Raw genomic sequence first — 12,513 nt, forward strand, 5'->3', positions numbered from 1 at the left:
GGCGCATTTCATCAAAAAAAGGCGGCCTCCTTTGAGACCCGCCTTTTTACTGATTATGATGTTCTGTTTTCTTTTGGATTGATTTCAACTCTTTTTTACGCGCATCGTCTTCTTCAAAATATTGAACAAGATCACCGATGCGATCAATGCTGTTCCAGCTTAAATGATGCTCGATTCCTTCGACATCGTTATATATTTTCTCTTCATCAACACCAATGATTCTTAAAAACTGCTCAAGCAATTCATGTCTGTATACTAGCCGTTTGCCTATTTTCTTTCCTTTAGACGTTAGCACGAGACCGCGATATTTTTCATAAATTAAATATTCGTCTTTATCTAGTTTTTGAACCATTTTTGTTACAGAGGAGGGGTGGACTGCCAATGCTTCCGCGATATCAGAAACCCTTGCATATCCTTTTTCTTCAATCAGCATATAAATCTGTTCAATATAATCTTCCATACTTGGTGTCGTCATCGAAACCCTCCCAAAAAGCACCTTAACTTTATAAATCATTACAAGTTTACACTAATGAACTTGAAAAAACAAGGATGCTCTGCAGGCCAAAAAGCCCTTTTTATCGCTTATAATTCCATTCATCAGAAGCATATTTTGTTTCTGCCAAGTCCTGAACAAAATCAAGCTCTTCCTGGGATAATTCGTATGGCTCCAAGTGAATATTCAAGCCGGTTTCAAATCCGGATTTAAAAGCCTTGCGTGCATCGTCCATCGTCACCGGGTGATCAGTGAGTTCATTAATCGCAACCGCTTTATTTTTAAAATTGCGCTGCATCCGCTCTCTTACTCTTTCACTCGGATACAAAAACAGATCAAACAGCTTGTCCTCATCCAAATCAAGCAGAATGGAGCCGTGCTGAAGGATGACGCCTTTTTGTCTCGTTTGCGCGCTTCCCGCCACCTTGCGTCCCTCGACAACAAGCTCATACCAGGACGGCGCGTCAAAACAAACGGATGAGCGCGGGTTCTTTAAGCTTTCTTTTTCTTTTTCGGTTCTCGGAATGGCAAAATAAGCGTCCAAACCAAGATTTCTAAAGCCTTGGAGTATGCCTTCTGAAATAACCCGATATGCCTCGGTTACAGTCGCCGGCATTTCCGGATGATCCTCAGAAACGATTACGCTGTATGTCAATTCCTGATCGTGGAGCACCCCTCTTCCTCCGGTCGGGCGTCTGACAAATCCAAGATTATACTTATGTACTGCTTCAAAATTGATTTCCTTTTTAATATTTTGAAAATAACCTACAGAAAGCGTCGCCGGATTCCAGCCGTAAAAACGGATGACCGGAGGAATTTTCTTTTCACTGTGCCAATATAAAAGCGCTTCATCAAGCGCCATATTGAAAGCCGGGCTTGCACTTCCTGAGTCTATAAACCGCCAAGTTTCTTTTTCCATTTTGAGACCTTCCTTACCGTTTTAATAGAATCAGTTTAACAAACTGCCGGGAAAATGAAAAATATTTTAGTTCCATTATGGATGACAATCGCGCCGTGCTTTACTATAATAGTATTTGTCGAAAACGTCTCTATGCCCTTGTTTAAAGAAGCAGGGTTTTGATTTTATACGTTAAAGGAGTAGAATCACATTGTCTAATATGATCGTTTTAATTATTTTTGCTGCGTTTATCGTCTATATGATTGCTTCATATGTCTATCAGCAGCGAATTATGAAAACACTTTCGGAAGAAGAATTTCGCGCTGGTTACCGCAAAGCGCAGCTTATCGACGTTCGTGAACCGAATGAATTTGATGGCGGACATATTTTAGGCGCCCGCAACATTCCGCTTTCTCAGCTGAAACAGAGAAAGAATGAAATCCGGCCGGACAAGCCTGTCTATCTGTACTGCCAGAACAGTGTCCGCAGCGGACGCGCGGCACAAACCCTGCGCAAAAACGGCTGCACTGAGATTTATAACCTTAAGGGCGGCTTTAAAAAATGGGGCGGAAAAATTAAAGCCAAAAATTAAAAAAACAGCTGTCTGATATCAGACAGCTGTTTTTTTATTTTACAAGTTCACTGCTTACGTTTTTCTCGTATCTAAGTACAGGCTGTCTGGCTGCTTTTGTTTCATCCATTCTTTTGACGATTGTTGTATGCGGAGCCTCCTGTACAAGCTCCGGAGTTTCCTCTGCTTCTTTCGCAATTTGGATCATAGCATCAATAAATGCATCCAGTGTTTCCTTGGATTCTGTCTCTGTCGGCTCAATCATGATGCACTCCTCAACATTAAGCGGAAAATAAATTGTAGGCGGATGATAGCCGAAATCGAGCAGCCGTTTTGCAATATCCAGCGTACGCACCCCAAGCTTTTTCTGGCGTTTCCCTGACAATACAAATTCGTGCTTGCAATGGCGGTCAAACGGCAGATCGTAATAAGGGGCAAGCTTTCTCATCATATAGTTGGCGTTCAGCACCGCGTTTTCAGTAACGGCATTTAACCCGTCCGGGCCCATAGAGCGGATATACGTATACGCTCTGACATTGATGCCGAAGTTGCCGTAATAAGGCTTAACACGGCCGATCGCGTGAGGGCGGTCATAGTCAAAAGTAAATCGCCCTTCTTTTTTGATTAAAACGGGTTTTGGCAGATAAGGAATCAGATCTTCTTTTACGCCAACCGGACCTGAACCCGGACCGCCTCCGCCGTGAGGCCCTGTAAAGGTTTTATGCAAATTAAGATGCACCACGTCAAATCCCATATCACCGGGTCTCGCTTTACTTAACACGGCATTTAAATTAGCGCCGTCATAATACAGCTTTCCTCCGGCTTGGTGAACGATTTCCGCCATCTCGGTGATCTGTTCCTCAAATAATCCGAGTGTATTCGGATTCGTCAGCATAAGAGCTGCGGTTTCTTCATTTACCGCTCTTTTTAAATCCTCTAAATCAACAAGCCCGTTTTCATTCGATTTCACCGTCACCGTTTCAAAACCGGCAACTGTTGCAGACGCAGGATTTGTCCCATGAGCTGAATCGGGGACAATGACCTTTGTCCGTTTCACATCTCCGCGCGCCTCATGATAAGCGCGGATCATCATCAGTCCCGTCCATTCGCCATGCGCACCAGCCGCGGGCTGAAGCGTGACCTCATCCATTCCCGTAATTTCCTCGAGATGCTTGCTTAAGTCATATAAAAGCTCCAAAGCGCCTTGCACTGTGTCTTCGTCCTGAAGAGGATGAATCGCGGCAAAACCGGGAATCCGCGCGATTTTTTCATTCAATTTCGGATTGTATTTCATTGTACAGGAACCGAGCGGGTAAAAGCCCGAATCAACCCCGTGGTTCCGTCTGGACAATGCTGTGTAATGCCGCATAATATCCAGCTCAGAAACCTCCGGCAGCTCTGCGTCCTCATCTCGGATATAGCTGTCTGACAAGAGGTCCTCCACTTCCATTTCCGGTACGTCAAGCTCCGGCAGACTGTAGCCGACACGGCCTTCTCTTGAAAGCTCAAAAATAAGTGCCTGATCCTGATTATTCATGGCGATCCCCCAATTCCTGAATGAGTGCGTCAATTTCTTCTTTTGTTCTCAGCTCTGTTACGGCAATAAGCATATGGCGGTCAAACTCCGGATACGTCAGACCCAAATCGTAGCCGCCGATGATCCCATTTGTCAGCAATCTTTGGTTTACCGATTTCACAGGTTCATCTAGTTTGATAACGAATTCGTTAAACATCGGCCCGTCAAACATTACGGTGAGCCCCGCTTTTTTCGCTTCTTGCTTAGCATAATTGGCTTTTAAGAGATTTTGGCGGGCGATTTCTTTTACGCCGTTTTTCCCGAGAGCCGTCATGGCGACGGAAGCGGCCAGTGCGTTTAAAGCCTGGTTCGAGCAGATGTTTGACGTCGCCTTATCCCTGCGAATATGCTGCTCTCTGGCTTGCAAGGTAAGCACAAAACCTCTTTTTCCGTTTTCATCCTCCGTTTGTCCGACGAGGCGGCCCGGCACCTTTCTCATTAATTTTTTCGTGACCGCAAAAAATCCGCAATGGGGTCCGCCGTATGCGGAAGGAATCCCGAATGGCTGTGCGTCGCCAACCACAATATCGGCCTGAAAAGCGCCCGGCGGGGTCAGAAGTCCCAATGCAAGCGGATTGGCTGAGACAATAAACATGGATTTTCCCTGATGAGCGATCGGCTCAATATCCTTCAATGGCTCAACCAGACCAAAAAAGTTCGGGTACTGCACAATGACTGCCGCCGTATCGTCACAAACGGTTTCGCGCAAAGCATCAAGATCAGTCACTCCATTTGCGGCAGGGACTTCAACAACTTCAATATACTGTCCTTTTGCATATGTTTTCAGCACTTCTCTCGATTCAGGGTGCACGGTTGTTGACACTACAATTTTTTTCTTTTTCGTATGTCCGGAGGCAAGCATCGCAGCTTCCGCCAAGGCTGTTCCGCCATCATACATAGAAGAGTTGCTGATATCCATGCCTGTTAATTCACAAATCATCGTTTGAAACTCGAAAATCGCCTGAAGCTCCCCTTGAGAAATTTCCGGCTGATATGGTGTATAAGCTGTATAAAACTCAGACCTTGAAATGACATGATCCACAATAACCGGCTGATAATGATCATATACACCGGCGCCTAAGAAAGATGCGTATTGAACGGTATCACAGTTTTTAGAGGCCAGCTTTGTCAGTTCTTTTGTTAATTCTGTTTCTGATTTTGCCTTTTTGATTTGATACTCTTTTTTGAATCTGACGTTCTCCGGTATATCGGCGAATAAATCATCGATCGTGTTTGCGCCGATGGCATCAAGCATTTCCTGTTTATCCTTTTCTGTCGCGGGCAAATAGCGGTGCTTCATGTGTTGACCCCTCTCCAAAAAAAATTTTTAGCGTTTATAAAATGGTGTTTTAACTACCTTTGCTTTCACTAATTTTTTGCGAATCTCCACTTCTACAACAGTTCCGATCTCACTCGCTCCAGCATCAACCAAGGCAAGGCCCACGTTTTTCCCCAATGTCGGTGACTGGGTGCCTGTTGTCACCTTTCCGACGGACTTGCCGCTTTGAAACACTTCATATCCGTGTCTCGGTATTCCTTTTTCAATCATTTCAAGACCGACGAGCTTTCGTTTCGCCCCGTTTTCTTTCTGTTCACTCAATACAGACTTCCCGAAAAAATCAGATTCTTTTTTGTGTTTTACGGCAAAGCCTATACCTGCTTCAACCGGCGTGATATCCCGAGTCAGCTCCTGGCCATAGAGCGGGAGCTTCGCTTCAAATCTGAGTGTATCACGCGCCCCTAGCCCGCATGGCATAAGCCCGTGTTCTTCACCCGCTTCCATGATTTGTTTCCAAATTCGGACGGCGTCATCAGCACGGCAGTAAATTTCGAACCCGTCTTCACCCGTATAGCCGGTGCGCGAAATGAGTGCTTTGCAGCCGCTGATATCAGCTTCATCAATAAATGCAAATGGTTTTAAAGCAGACACATCTGAAGCTGTCAGATTTTTTAAGATTGTTTCTGCCTTCGGGCCCTGCACGGCCAAAAGCGCAATCTGATCTGACAAATTGTCAATCTGGACATCTCCTGCTGCGTGTTCTTTAAGCCAAGCAAGATCTTTATCTATATTTGAAGCATTTATGACAAGCAAATAGCGGTTTTCAGCTTTTTGATAGATGAGTAAATCATCAACGGTGCCGCCATCCGGATAGCACATCGCAGTATATTGCGCACGGCCGGTTTTTAACGCGGATACATCATTTGTCATCAGCTTTTGTAAAAAAGACAGACTGTCATCCCCCGTGATTTCGACTTCCCCCATATGAGATACATCAAACAGCCCGGCTGCTGTTCGGACAGCCTCATGCTCTTTTTTGATTGAAGAAAATTGAACAGGAAGCTCCCAGCCTCCGAAATCAATCGTTTTCCCTCCATATTCCTTATACAATTCAAATAACGGTGTTCTTTTCAGCATCAAATTCCTCCCCTTTTTCAACGGCGCAGCTAAAAAAACATACAAAAAAGGACAGAGAAACACCTCATATTAAATGAAGGTTCTCTGTCCTGGCACCTGAAAGTTTACTTTGCAATAGCAAAGACGTCCCCTTTGGTGGCTTGCGCATTTCACACAAACACTCTCCAGAGTTGCGTCGAGCAAGAGTTCTTTTGCCTGAGAGATTCACTCCGCAGTTTGCTCCTTCGGCGCCTGTATCCCGGTTTTCTCGGTCAGGTCTCTCCCCTTGCTGTCATTCGCTCATATTTTCATGCTGTTATGGACATACTATAGCAATATCTTACATCAAATACATACTCATATCCTACCATCATCACTATATGCGGGGCAACAGCAATTTGGGCGGATTTTTCTTATATTGTTCATTTAAAAAATTGAAGAATATGAAAGGCGGTTTCACAGCAATGAATGCAGAAATCACATATGATACAAAATGGCCCGAAGAATTTGCCGAAAGACTGAAAAACGACGGTCCGTGGTCAAACTGGGAGCTGTACAAGCTTTCATCAGAAATCCAGGAAACATTGGCGATTCCTGAATTTGAAGGCTTGCGGGCCCCATTATATCTCCCTTCCTTCACTCCGCTTCCCCATCAGCTTGAGGTTGCGCAGAAGGTTGTTGAAAAAATGAACGGAAAAGCGATTTTAGCAGATGAAGTGGGGCTCGGCAAAACTGTCGAAGCCGGACTGATTCTAAAAGAATATATGATTCGCGGGTTAGCCAAAAAAATTCTGATCCTTGTGCCAGCTTCTCTTGTATCGCAGTGGGTGAAAGAGCTTCAGGAAAAATTTTTGATTCCGGCTGTTGAGCAAAAGAAAAGCTATGTGTGGGAGCAGTGCGATATCGTCGTGTCCTCCATCGATACGGCAAAGCGCTCGCCCCACCGGGAAATTGTGCTGTCAATCCCATATGATCTCGTCATTATTGATGAGGCCCACAAGCTGAAAAATAGCAAAACAAAGAACTATGAATTTGTCCGGAATCTTGTAAAAAAATACTGCCTGCTGCTGACTGCGACGCCAATCCAAAACCGTGTTGAAGAAATATTCAATTTGGTTTCCTTATTAAAGCCTGGTCATTTAGGCAATCAGAATCACTTTCAAGAAATGTTTTCTAAAAAGAAATCCAGCTTAGAAGCACATGATCATTTGAAAGATCTAGTGAATAAAGTCATGATTCGCAACAGGCGGCATGACACCGGGCTGAATTGGAAGCAGCGCCGCGTCGAAACAGTGCCGATTGAATTTTCTCCTTCAGAGCAGGCGCTTTACGATGAGATTTCCCGCCTGAAAGAAAGCATTAACAAACCGGCCAGCATGTTCTCCATTATGACACTCCAAAGAGAATGCTGTTCAAGCAGGGAAGCTGTGTACATGACACTGAAAAAAATGCTCGACCAAAAAGAAAAACAGGCACCTGCCATTGATGAACACACCATTTCTATATTAATGGACCGCATCAATCAAGTGACGCAAAATTCTAAAGCGAATCAAGTCGTCGATCTGATTAAAAAGATAGACGATAAAGTCATTATTTTTACAGAATACCGTGCCACTCAAATTTATCTGCAGTGGTTTCTTCAGCAACACGGCATCAGCTCTGTGCCGTTCAGAGGCGGATTTAAACGCGGAAAAAAAGACTGGATGAAGGACCTTTTCCGCGGGAAGGTTCAAGTGCTGATTGCAACTGAAGCAGGCGGCGAAGGGATCAACCTGCAGTTTTGCAATCACATGATTAACTATGATTTGCCATGGAATCCGATGCGGCTTGAACAAAGAATCGGAAGAATCCACAGGCTCGGGCAGGAGCGTGACGTCCATATTTATAACATGGCCACCAAACATACAGTGGAAGAGCATATTTTAAAGCTTTTATATGAAAAAATTCATTTATTTGAAAAAGTGGTCGGCGAGCTTGATGACATTTTAACAAAAATTCAAGTCAACAATTTTGAAGAGCACCTGCACGATATTTTGTACCATTCGGCAACCGAAGAAGAAATGAAAATTAAAATGGACAACTTAACCTCATTTTTATCTTATAAAAAACAGCAGCCCGCTGAAAAAAGAGGTTCTTAGCCGCAAGGAGGTTTTACAAGTGAGACAGCAAGAGGTTCACCAATTTCTGCTTCGTTTTTTCCAGGCAAACAGCTGTCCGATCATCGACCAAGGCCCCGGTTACATGACGGTTCAGCTTACAGTTGAAATGGACAAACAGATCATGAATCGGCCTTTTTACTGGCACTGGCGCGAGAAGACCGGCGGAGACCCGAATCCGATGAAAATGACGTTCATTACAGATAAGGAATCTGCTCCAAAAGACCTAGATGGCGAATTTATTTATTTCGGGGCGCCACGCCTGTTTCAAATATTTAAAGCAGTTAAACAAAATGGGAGATTTACCAGAATGTATGAGAAAATTGAATCAGCCGGAGCGAAAATTCCGCTTCAGCCTTGGCTTGGTATAAATGTCATGATTTCATACCAGTCCGACATGAAAAAGGATAAGCTATTGTCACTAGGTCTTCACCTTGTCTCTGGAGCCATGATTGAAAATTTTCAAAGTAAGCTCGTACAGCTTTCATTGACATCACAAATATGTGACTATTGTTTCACCATATCGCCTATGATCAAACCTGAAAGCGGCCTTAAGCGGATGGAGAGCTACATTACCCAAGCCGCTATGCAAGAACCGTCAGACTGGGCAGAGCAGGCGGTAAACAGGTGGCAAAACGATATGAAATTGCTTGATCAGTTTTATGAGCATACAGAAGAAAAACCAGAAGAGTACCATCTTGAAAAACAAGCGTTAAAAGCCTTGTATCAACCAAAGATATCAGTTCAGATCGAAAATGGCGGATTATTTTTTCTGCAAAATAATATTTCGAGCTAACTTTTTTCAGATTCGACATCGTTCTCGTTTTTTTTGGAAAAATGCTATTATAATAAAGGTATATTGGAAAAAAATTCTGGCTATTCAATTGGAAAATGACTTCCAGAGACCACAGAAGGCGTACAATGGTCATGGCCGGACTGGCTGAAATACATAAACAAGTATTTTAGGAGGAGAAACTGCATGAAAAATGCAAAACAAGAGCACTTCGAATTAGATCAAGAATGGGTTGAATTAATGATGGAAGCCAGAGAAGCAAATATCAGCCCTGAGGAAATACGCAAATATTTACTTTTAAACAAAAAGTCTGCTCATCCTGGTCCGGCAGCCAGAAGTCATACCATAAATCCTTTCTGAATGTGCTATAATATCACAAGGAAGGTGATGACATTGATTGGCCAGCGTATTAAACAATACCGTAAAGAAAAAGGCTACTCACTATCAGAACTAGCAGAAAAAGCTGGGGTAGCGAAGTCTTATTTAAGCTCAATAGAACGAAATCTACAAACGAACCCCTCCATTCAATTTCTCGAAAAAGTCTCCGCTGTTCTGGACGTCTCGGTTCATACTTTGCTTGATGAAAAACATGAAACCGAATACGATGGTCAATTAGATAGTGAATGGGAGAAATTGGTTCGCGATGCGATGACATCTGGGGTATCGAAAAAACAATTTCGTGAATTTTTAGATTATCAAAAATGGAGAAAGTCCCAAAAAGAGGAGTAGTGCCTGAGCAGAGGCACTTACTCCTCTTTTGTCAATGAACATAAGAATGGCTCAGTACGCATGTACTGAGCCACCTCTTTTTTCTATTAATTTTTATCCTCGCTATGCGCTTTTTCATTTTCTTTAATATAACCGTCTTTATCAGTATGTTCCTTTTTGATTGTCAAGCCATTCCACTGTGTTGCTTCAAATGAGAATTGAAGCTGTAATGAGTTGCCTTGATATTTATTTTGAACCATTTGTCCCTTTTCATCTTTTGTCTTATCGTCTTTAAATTGAATTTCCATTTTAACCTGGTCAAAATCAGTCGGTGTTTTTGGAACACCGTCATATTCAGGAGCGGTTTTACCGTCAATTGTCGCTATATTGACTTTTCCGCTTGCGTTTAAGAATTTAGGATCAATTTGTTTTTTAATTTTTTCAGTCGCCGCAGCATCATTCTTAGAGGACATTAAATATAAGTCTTTAAGGTTGGCATCATCTAAAATGATGTTTTTCGGATAGCCATTGCCTCCCTCTTTGCCGACTGTCAATAATGTAACCTCAAACTGGCTGAGAAAATCTTCTGGGGATGTATTACTTCCCCCGTTTGCTTTAAATTCTCCATAATTCAGCGCCATTAATACCTCTTTGATCGCAAGTGAGCCGTTATTTTCGAATTGGAAATCTTTCGTCAATTTATCTCCCGGCTTTAGATTTGATAAGTTGACACTGGCTGAATTTTCTTTCGCTGCTAAATCAAGCGTACCTGATGCAAAAGTAGCATCCGTTGATTTAATGTCGTTAAATGCTGCCCATGTTCCTCCTCCTACTAAAGCTAACCCTAGTGCTGCTGATGCAACTCCTAAACTCAATTTCTTTTTCATACCCATGGTAAACTCCCCTTTTATTGAATGATTATATTATCGAAACCTGTTGCCAGGTTTACAACTGATGTTAAGTGGACATCGTATTGTCCTTTGTCTCTGTTTCCAAGGCTTTCGTCTTTCTTTCAATCTCTCTGATCGCACTGCTGATTGTCACAAAGGAGTAGATCAGCAGCATAACGCCGGGAACAATCAGTAAAATAGCAGTGCCGATCGGCTGACTGGCAAAATGAAGCATGTAGCCGGCATAAGGAAGCTGAAAACCTGTATATTGCGCGCGGACATTTTCATCCGACACAGGCGCAGAATCAGCTGCGGCGTTATTATCCCCTTTTGTTTGGAATAACAAATGATCGCCTTGCTTTTTCATATCAATAATTCTATGGGTCACCGCTGTGTCTGCATCCTGCATAAATGTGATCACATCGCCCTTTTGGAGCTTTTTCACATCTGTGATTTCTTTAACGAGAATTAATGAGCCCGTTTTAAATTCAGGGTCCATTGAGCCAGACAGTACTGATTTCAGCGTGTATCCGAACACTGCCGGCTCTCCCCCGGATGAACGTGTTGATATGACAACTAGCGTTAACACAATAATCAGAGTAAAGATGATTACGTAAAGGATATTACTGATCAGCTTTAATGCTTTTTTCATCCTCTTCCCCGCTTTCCTTCTGAACTGGTTGATTTTCTTTGTCTTCAGTTACGGCTTTGTCAGCTGTTTTTTCTTTATCTGTTTTGTCTTTTCTGTCACTGTCTGCTTGATTGTGCTGATTTTTCACAGCCGGCTGACTTTCCTTTTTCGGTGCTGTCGGTTTTTCGTCACACTTCACAATTGTCATTGGTTCCGACCACTCAGACTTGCTGCCGTCCGCCGGATAGCCGGCCGGTTTATATACTTTAAACACATAAATGCCGGATTTCACTTTTTTATTTGTTTCAATTTTGTAAAGTGATTCGCCTATTTGGGTGGAAACGTATCCTTTATCTATTACGTTCCCGTCTTTTAGCGGTTTGCGGGTGTTTGCCAGTTTATGAAGCTCCCACTTCCATTTCGATTTCTTAAGTTTCTCGCCTCTGTTTTCCAGCTCGGCAAATAGACGAACAGGGGAACAGACAGTACCTTTTGTATCTGTTTGATTCACCACGTGTAAATCACTTTGGTCCCACCGTTTATCATAATGACAGTTTTTATCTGTATGCTGAAAGTTCTCACACGTTTGAAGCGAAACATCAAAGTTTTCAATATCATAAAAAGCAGCGCTTGTATCTCCGGTAAATTGTAAGCATATAGCGGCTGTCAGACTGAATATGGCTGTAAGCTGAAAAACAAGCAGCACTCTTAATTTTGTCTTAGCCTTATGCTGATTGCGGAACAATCGGAACAATCGAAACATACCTTACCCCCTGTAAAACACTGTAACTTGATGTGACAATCGTTCTTTTTTAAGAACCACACAAACTGAGTATACTCAACGATTGAAGGATTTAAAAACGCCGAAATTCGCCATTTTGTTCGTTTAAAAGAATGTTTTCATCATATTGCATAGCCTTACTCAATATTGCTCACCTTTTTAAGTTTTTAGAATTTTTTGGGATTGTTATGTGAAAAATTAAACGCATATCCGGTTAACATTTGGCAATAATAAACAACAAAGAAAGGGTGACGGCTTATGATCAAACAATGTGTGATTTGTCTGTCTCTTCTCGGTTTCGGCACCAGTGCCGCTCAAGCAGAAGAAGGGCCGCTTGTAACCGCCCGCCACATGTCAAAATGGGAAGAGCTTGCTGTAAAAGAAGCGAAAAAAAGGTACCCGCTCGCACAGGTACTGGTTAAACAAAAAGTTTGGGACCGCAAAAGAAAAGACGAAGCTGTGAAGCAATATCATTTAACCCTGAGAGAAGGCTCAAAGGAATTCGGCGTGTTTGTCACAATTTCTTTCGATCCTCATAGTCAAAAGGTGAATAAAATTGCAATTTTAGAAGAATATCAATAAGGTCCTCCATGTGAAGGACCTTGTTCGTTATATTGGTAC

The 12,513-nt window shown here is 42.8% G+C and carries 14 protein-coding genes and 1 riboswitch; of the genes, 6 read left to right on the plus strand and 8 right to left on the minus strand.

Translation table 11 applies throughout. The features are described from left to right. Positions 1-46 precede the first annotated feature (46 nt). Entirely contained in the window at positions 47-475 is a 429-nt protein-coding gene (gene mntR, locus MTN95_RS15555) for a transcriptional regulator MntR (protein ID WP_010334908.1), read from the minus strand. A gap of 100 nt (positions 476-575) precedes the next feature. After that, positions 576-1,412 carry an octanoyltransferase LipM gene (gene lipM / locus MTN95_RS15560; protein WP_202853063.1) on the minus strand — a complete coding sequence of 279 codons (837 nt, stop codon included), beginning with the start codon at positions 1,410-1,412 and terminating at the stop codon, positions 576-578. A 190-nt stretch (positions 1,413-1,602) separates the two neighbouring features. Between lipM and MTN95_RS15565 the strand changes: the two genes are divergently transcribed. Then, positions 1,603-1,983 carry a rhodanese-like domain-containing protein gene (locus tag MTN95_RS15565; RefSeq protein ID WP_024122030.1) on the plus strand — a complete coding sequence of 127 codons (381 nt, stop codon included), beginning with the start codon at positions 1,603-1,605 and terminating at the stop codon, positions 1,981-1,983. A gap of 34 nt (positions 1,984-2,017) precedes the next feature. Here MTN95_RS15565 and gcvPB read toward each other — a convergent pair whose 3' ends face one another. From gcvPB to gcvT, 3 genes are read right to left on the minus strand one after another with little or no spacing between them, the layout of a single operon-like run. Then, positions 2,018-3,499, minus strand: coding sequence for an aminomethyl-transferring glycine dehydrogenase subunit GcvPB (gcvPB, locus tag MTN95_RS15570; protein WP_248338870.1), 1,482 nt, complete (start codon positions 3,497-3,499; stop codon positions 2,018-2,020). Next, positions 3,492-4,838 carry an aminomethyl-transferring glycine dehydrogenase subunit GcvPA gene (gene gcvPA, locus MTN95_RS15575; protein WP_248338872.1) on the minus strand — a complete coding sequence of 449 codons (1,347 nt, stop codon included), beginning with the start codon at positions 4,836-4,838 and terminating at the stop codon, positions 3,492-3,494. The genes gcvPB and gcvPA overlap by 8 nt, the downstream gene beginning before the upstream one ends. 27 nt (positions 4,839-4,865) lie before the next feature. After that, on the minus strand, positions 4,866-5,954 hold the full coding sequence (gene gcvT, locus MTN95_RS15580; RefSeq protein WP_248338874.1) for a glycine cleavage system aminomethyltransferase GcvT: 1,089 nt from the start codon (positions 5,952-5,954) through the stop codon (positions 4,866-4,868). A 173-nt stretch (positions 5,955-6,127) separates the two neighbouring features. After that, positions 6,128-6,229, minus strand: a riboswitch (glycine riboswitch). A 168-nt stretch (positions 6,230-6,397) separates the two neighbouring features. On the opposite strand from gcvT, the gene MTN95_RS15585 reads away from it, so the two are divergent. The 4 genes from MTN95_RS15585 to sinR all read left to right on the plus strand — a co-directional run bounded on the left by MTN95_RS15585 (position 6,398) and on the right by sinR (position 9,611). Next, positions 6,398-8,071 carry a DEAD/DEAH box helicase gene (locus MTN95_RS15585; protein ID WP_059293610.1) on the plus strand — a complete coding sequence of 558 codons (1,674 nt, stop codon included), beginning with the start codon at positions 6,398-6,400 and terminating at the stop codon, positions 8,069-8,071. 19 nt (positions 8,072-8,090) lie between these two features. Continuing rightward, positions 8,091-8,885: a YqhG family protein gene (locus MTN95_RS15590; protein WP_105955581.1), complete on the plus strand. Its 795-nt coding sequence runs from the start codon at positions 8,091-8,093 to the stop codon at positions 8,883-8,885. A gap of 183 nt (positions 8,886-9,068) precedes the next feature. Further along, complete coding sequence (sinI, locus tag MTN95_RS15595) at positions 9,069-9,242, plus strand: anti-repressor SinI (RefSeq protein WP_024122036.1); 174 nt, start codon at positions 9,069-9,071, stop codon at positions 9,240-9,242. Positions 9,243-9,275: 33 nt separating this feature from the next. Beyond that, positions 9,276-9,611, plus strand: coding sequence for a transcriptional regulator SinR (sinR, locus tag MTN95_RS15600; protein ID WP_003226345.1), 336 nt, complete (start codon positions 9,276-9,278; stop codon positions 9,609-9,611). A gap of 86 nt (positions 9,612-9,697) precedes the next feature. Here the strand turns inward: sinR and tasA are convergent, their stop codons facing one another. The 3 genes from tasA to tapA all read right to left on the minus strand — a co-directional run bounded on the left by tasA (position 9,698) and on the right by tapA (position 11,865). After that, positions 9,698-10,483: a biofilm matrix protein TasA gene (gene tasA, locus MTN95_RS15605; protein WP_105955580.1), complete on the minus strand. Its 786-nt coding sequence runs from the start codon at positions 10,481-10,483 to the stop codon at positions 9,698-9,700. A gap of 64 nt (positions 10,484-10,547) precedes the next feature. Further along, positions 10,548-11,132, minus strand: coding sequence for a signal peptidase I SipW (gene sipW, locus MTN95_RS15610; protein ID WP_105955579.1), 585 nt, complete (start codon positions 11,130-11,132; stop codon positions 10,548-10,550). Then, positions 11,104-11,865, minus strand: coding sequence for an amyloid fiber anchoring/assembly protein TapA (gene tapA, locus MTN95_RS15615; protein WP_248338898.1), 762 nt, complete (start codon positions 11,863-11,865; stop codon positions 11,104-11,106). The genes sipW and tapA overlap by 29 nt, the downstream gene beginning before the upstream one ends. 285 nt (positions 11,866-12,150) lie before the next feature. Here tapA and MTN95_RS15620 point away from each other — a divergent pair, with 285 nt between their 5' ends. Continuing rightward, on the plus strand, positions 12,151-12,474 hold the full coding sequence (locus tag MTN95_RS15620; protein ID WP_024122040.1) for a YqzG/YhdC family protein: 324 nt from the start codon (positions 12,151-12,153) through the stop codon (positions 12,472-12,474). Positions 12,475-12,513 lie beyond the last annotated feature (39 nt).

This window comes from Bacillus sp. 2CMS4F, from assembly GCF_023161785.1.
In the GTDB taxonomy this organism is placed as follows: domain Bacteria; phylum Bacillota; class Bacilli; order Bacillales; family Bacillaceae; genus Bacillus; species Bacillus halotolerans.

Excerpts from the sequence above, each read along its gene's own strand:
- lipM (WP_202853063.1), bottom strand. The coding sequence starts at position 1,412 with ATGGAAAAAGAAACTTGGCGGTTTATAGACTCAGGAAGTGCAAGCCCG.
- MTN95_RS15620 (WP_024122040.1), top strand. The coding sequence starts at position 12,151 with ATGATCAAACAATGTGTGATTTGTCTGTCTCTTCTCGGTTTCGGCACC.
- gcvPB (WP_248338870.1), bottom strand. The coding sequence starts at position 3,499 with ATGAATAATCAGGATCAGGCACTTATTTTTGAGCTTTCAAGAGAAGGC.
- sinI (WP_024122036.1), top strand. The coding sequence starts at position 9,069 with ATGAAAAATGCAAAACAAGAGCACTTCGAATTAGATCAAGAATGGGTT.
- gcvT (WP_248338874.1), bottom strand. The coding sequence starts at position 5,954 with ATGCTGAAAAGAACACCGTTATTTGAATTGTATAAGGAATATGGAGGG.
- MTN95_RS15585 (WP_059293610.1), top strand. The coding sequence starts at position 6,398 with ATGAATGCAGAAATCACATATGATACAAAATGGCCCGAAGAATTTGCC.
- sipW (WP_105955579.1), bottom strand. The coding sequence starts at position 11,132 with ATGAAAAAAGCATTAAAGCTGATCAGTAATATCCTTTACGTAATCATC.
- gcvPA (WP_248338872.1), bottom strand. The coding sequence starts at position 4,838 with ATGAAGCACCGCTATTTGCCCGCGACAGAAAAGGATAAACAGGAAATG.
- tasA (WP_105955580.1), bottom strand. The coding sequence starts at position 10,483 with ATGGGTATGAAAAAGAAATTGAGTTTAGGAGTTGCATCAGCAGCACTA.
- mntR (WP_010334908.1), bottom strand. The coding sequence starts at position 475 with ATGACGACACCAAGTATGGAAGATTATATTGAACAGATTTATATGCTG.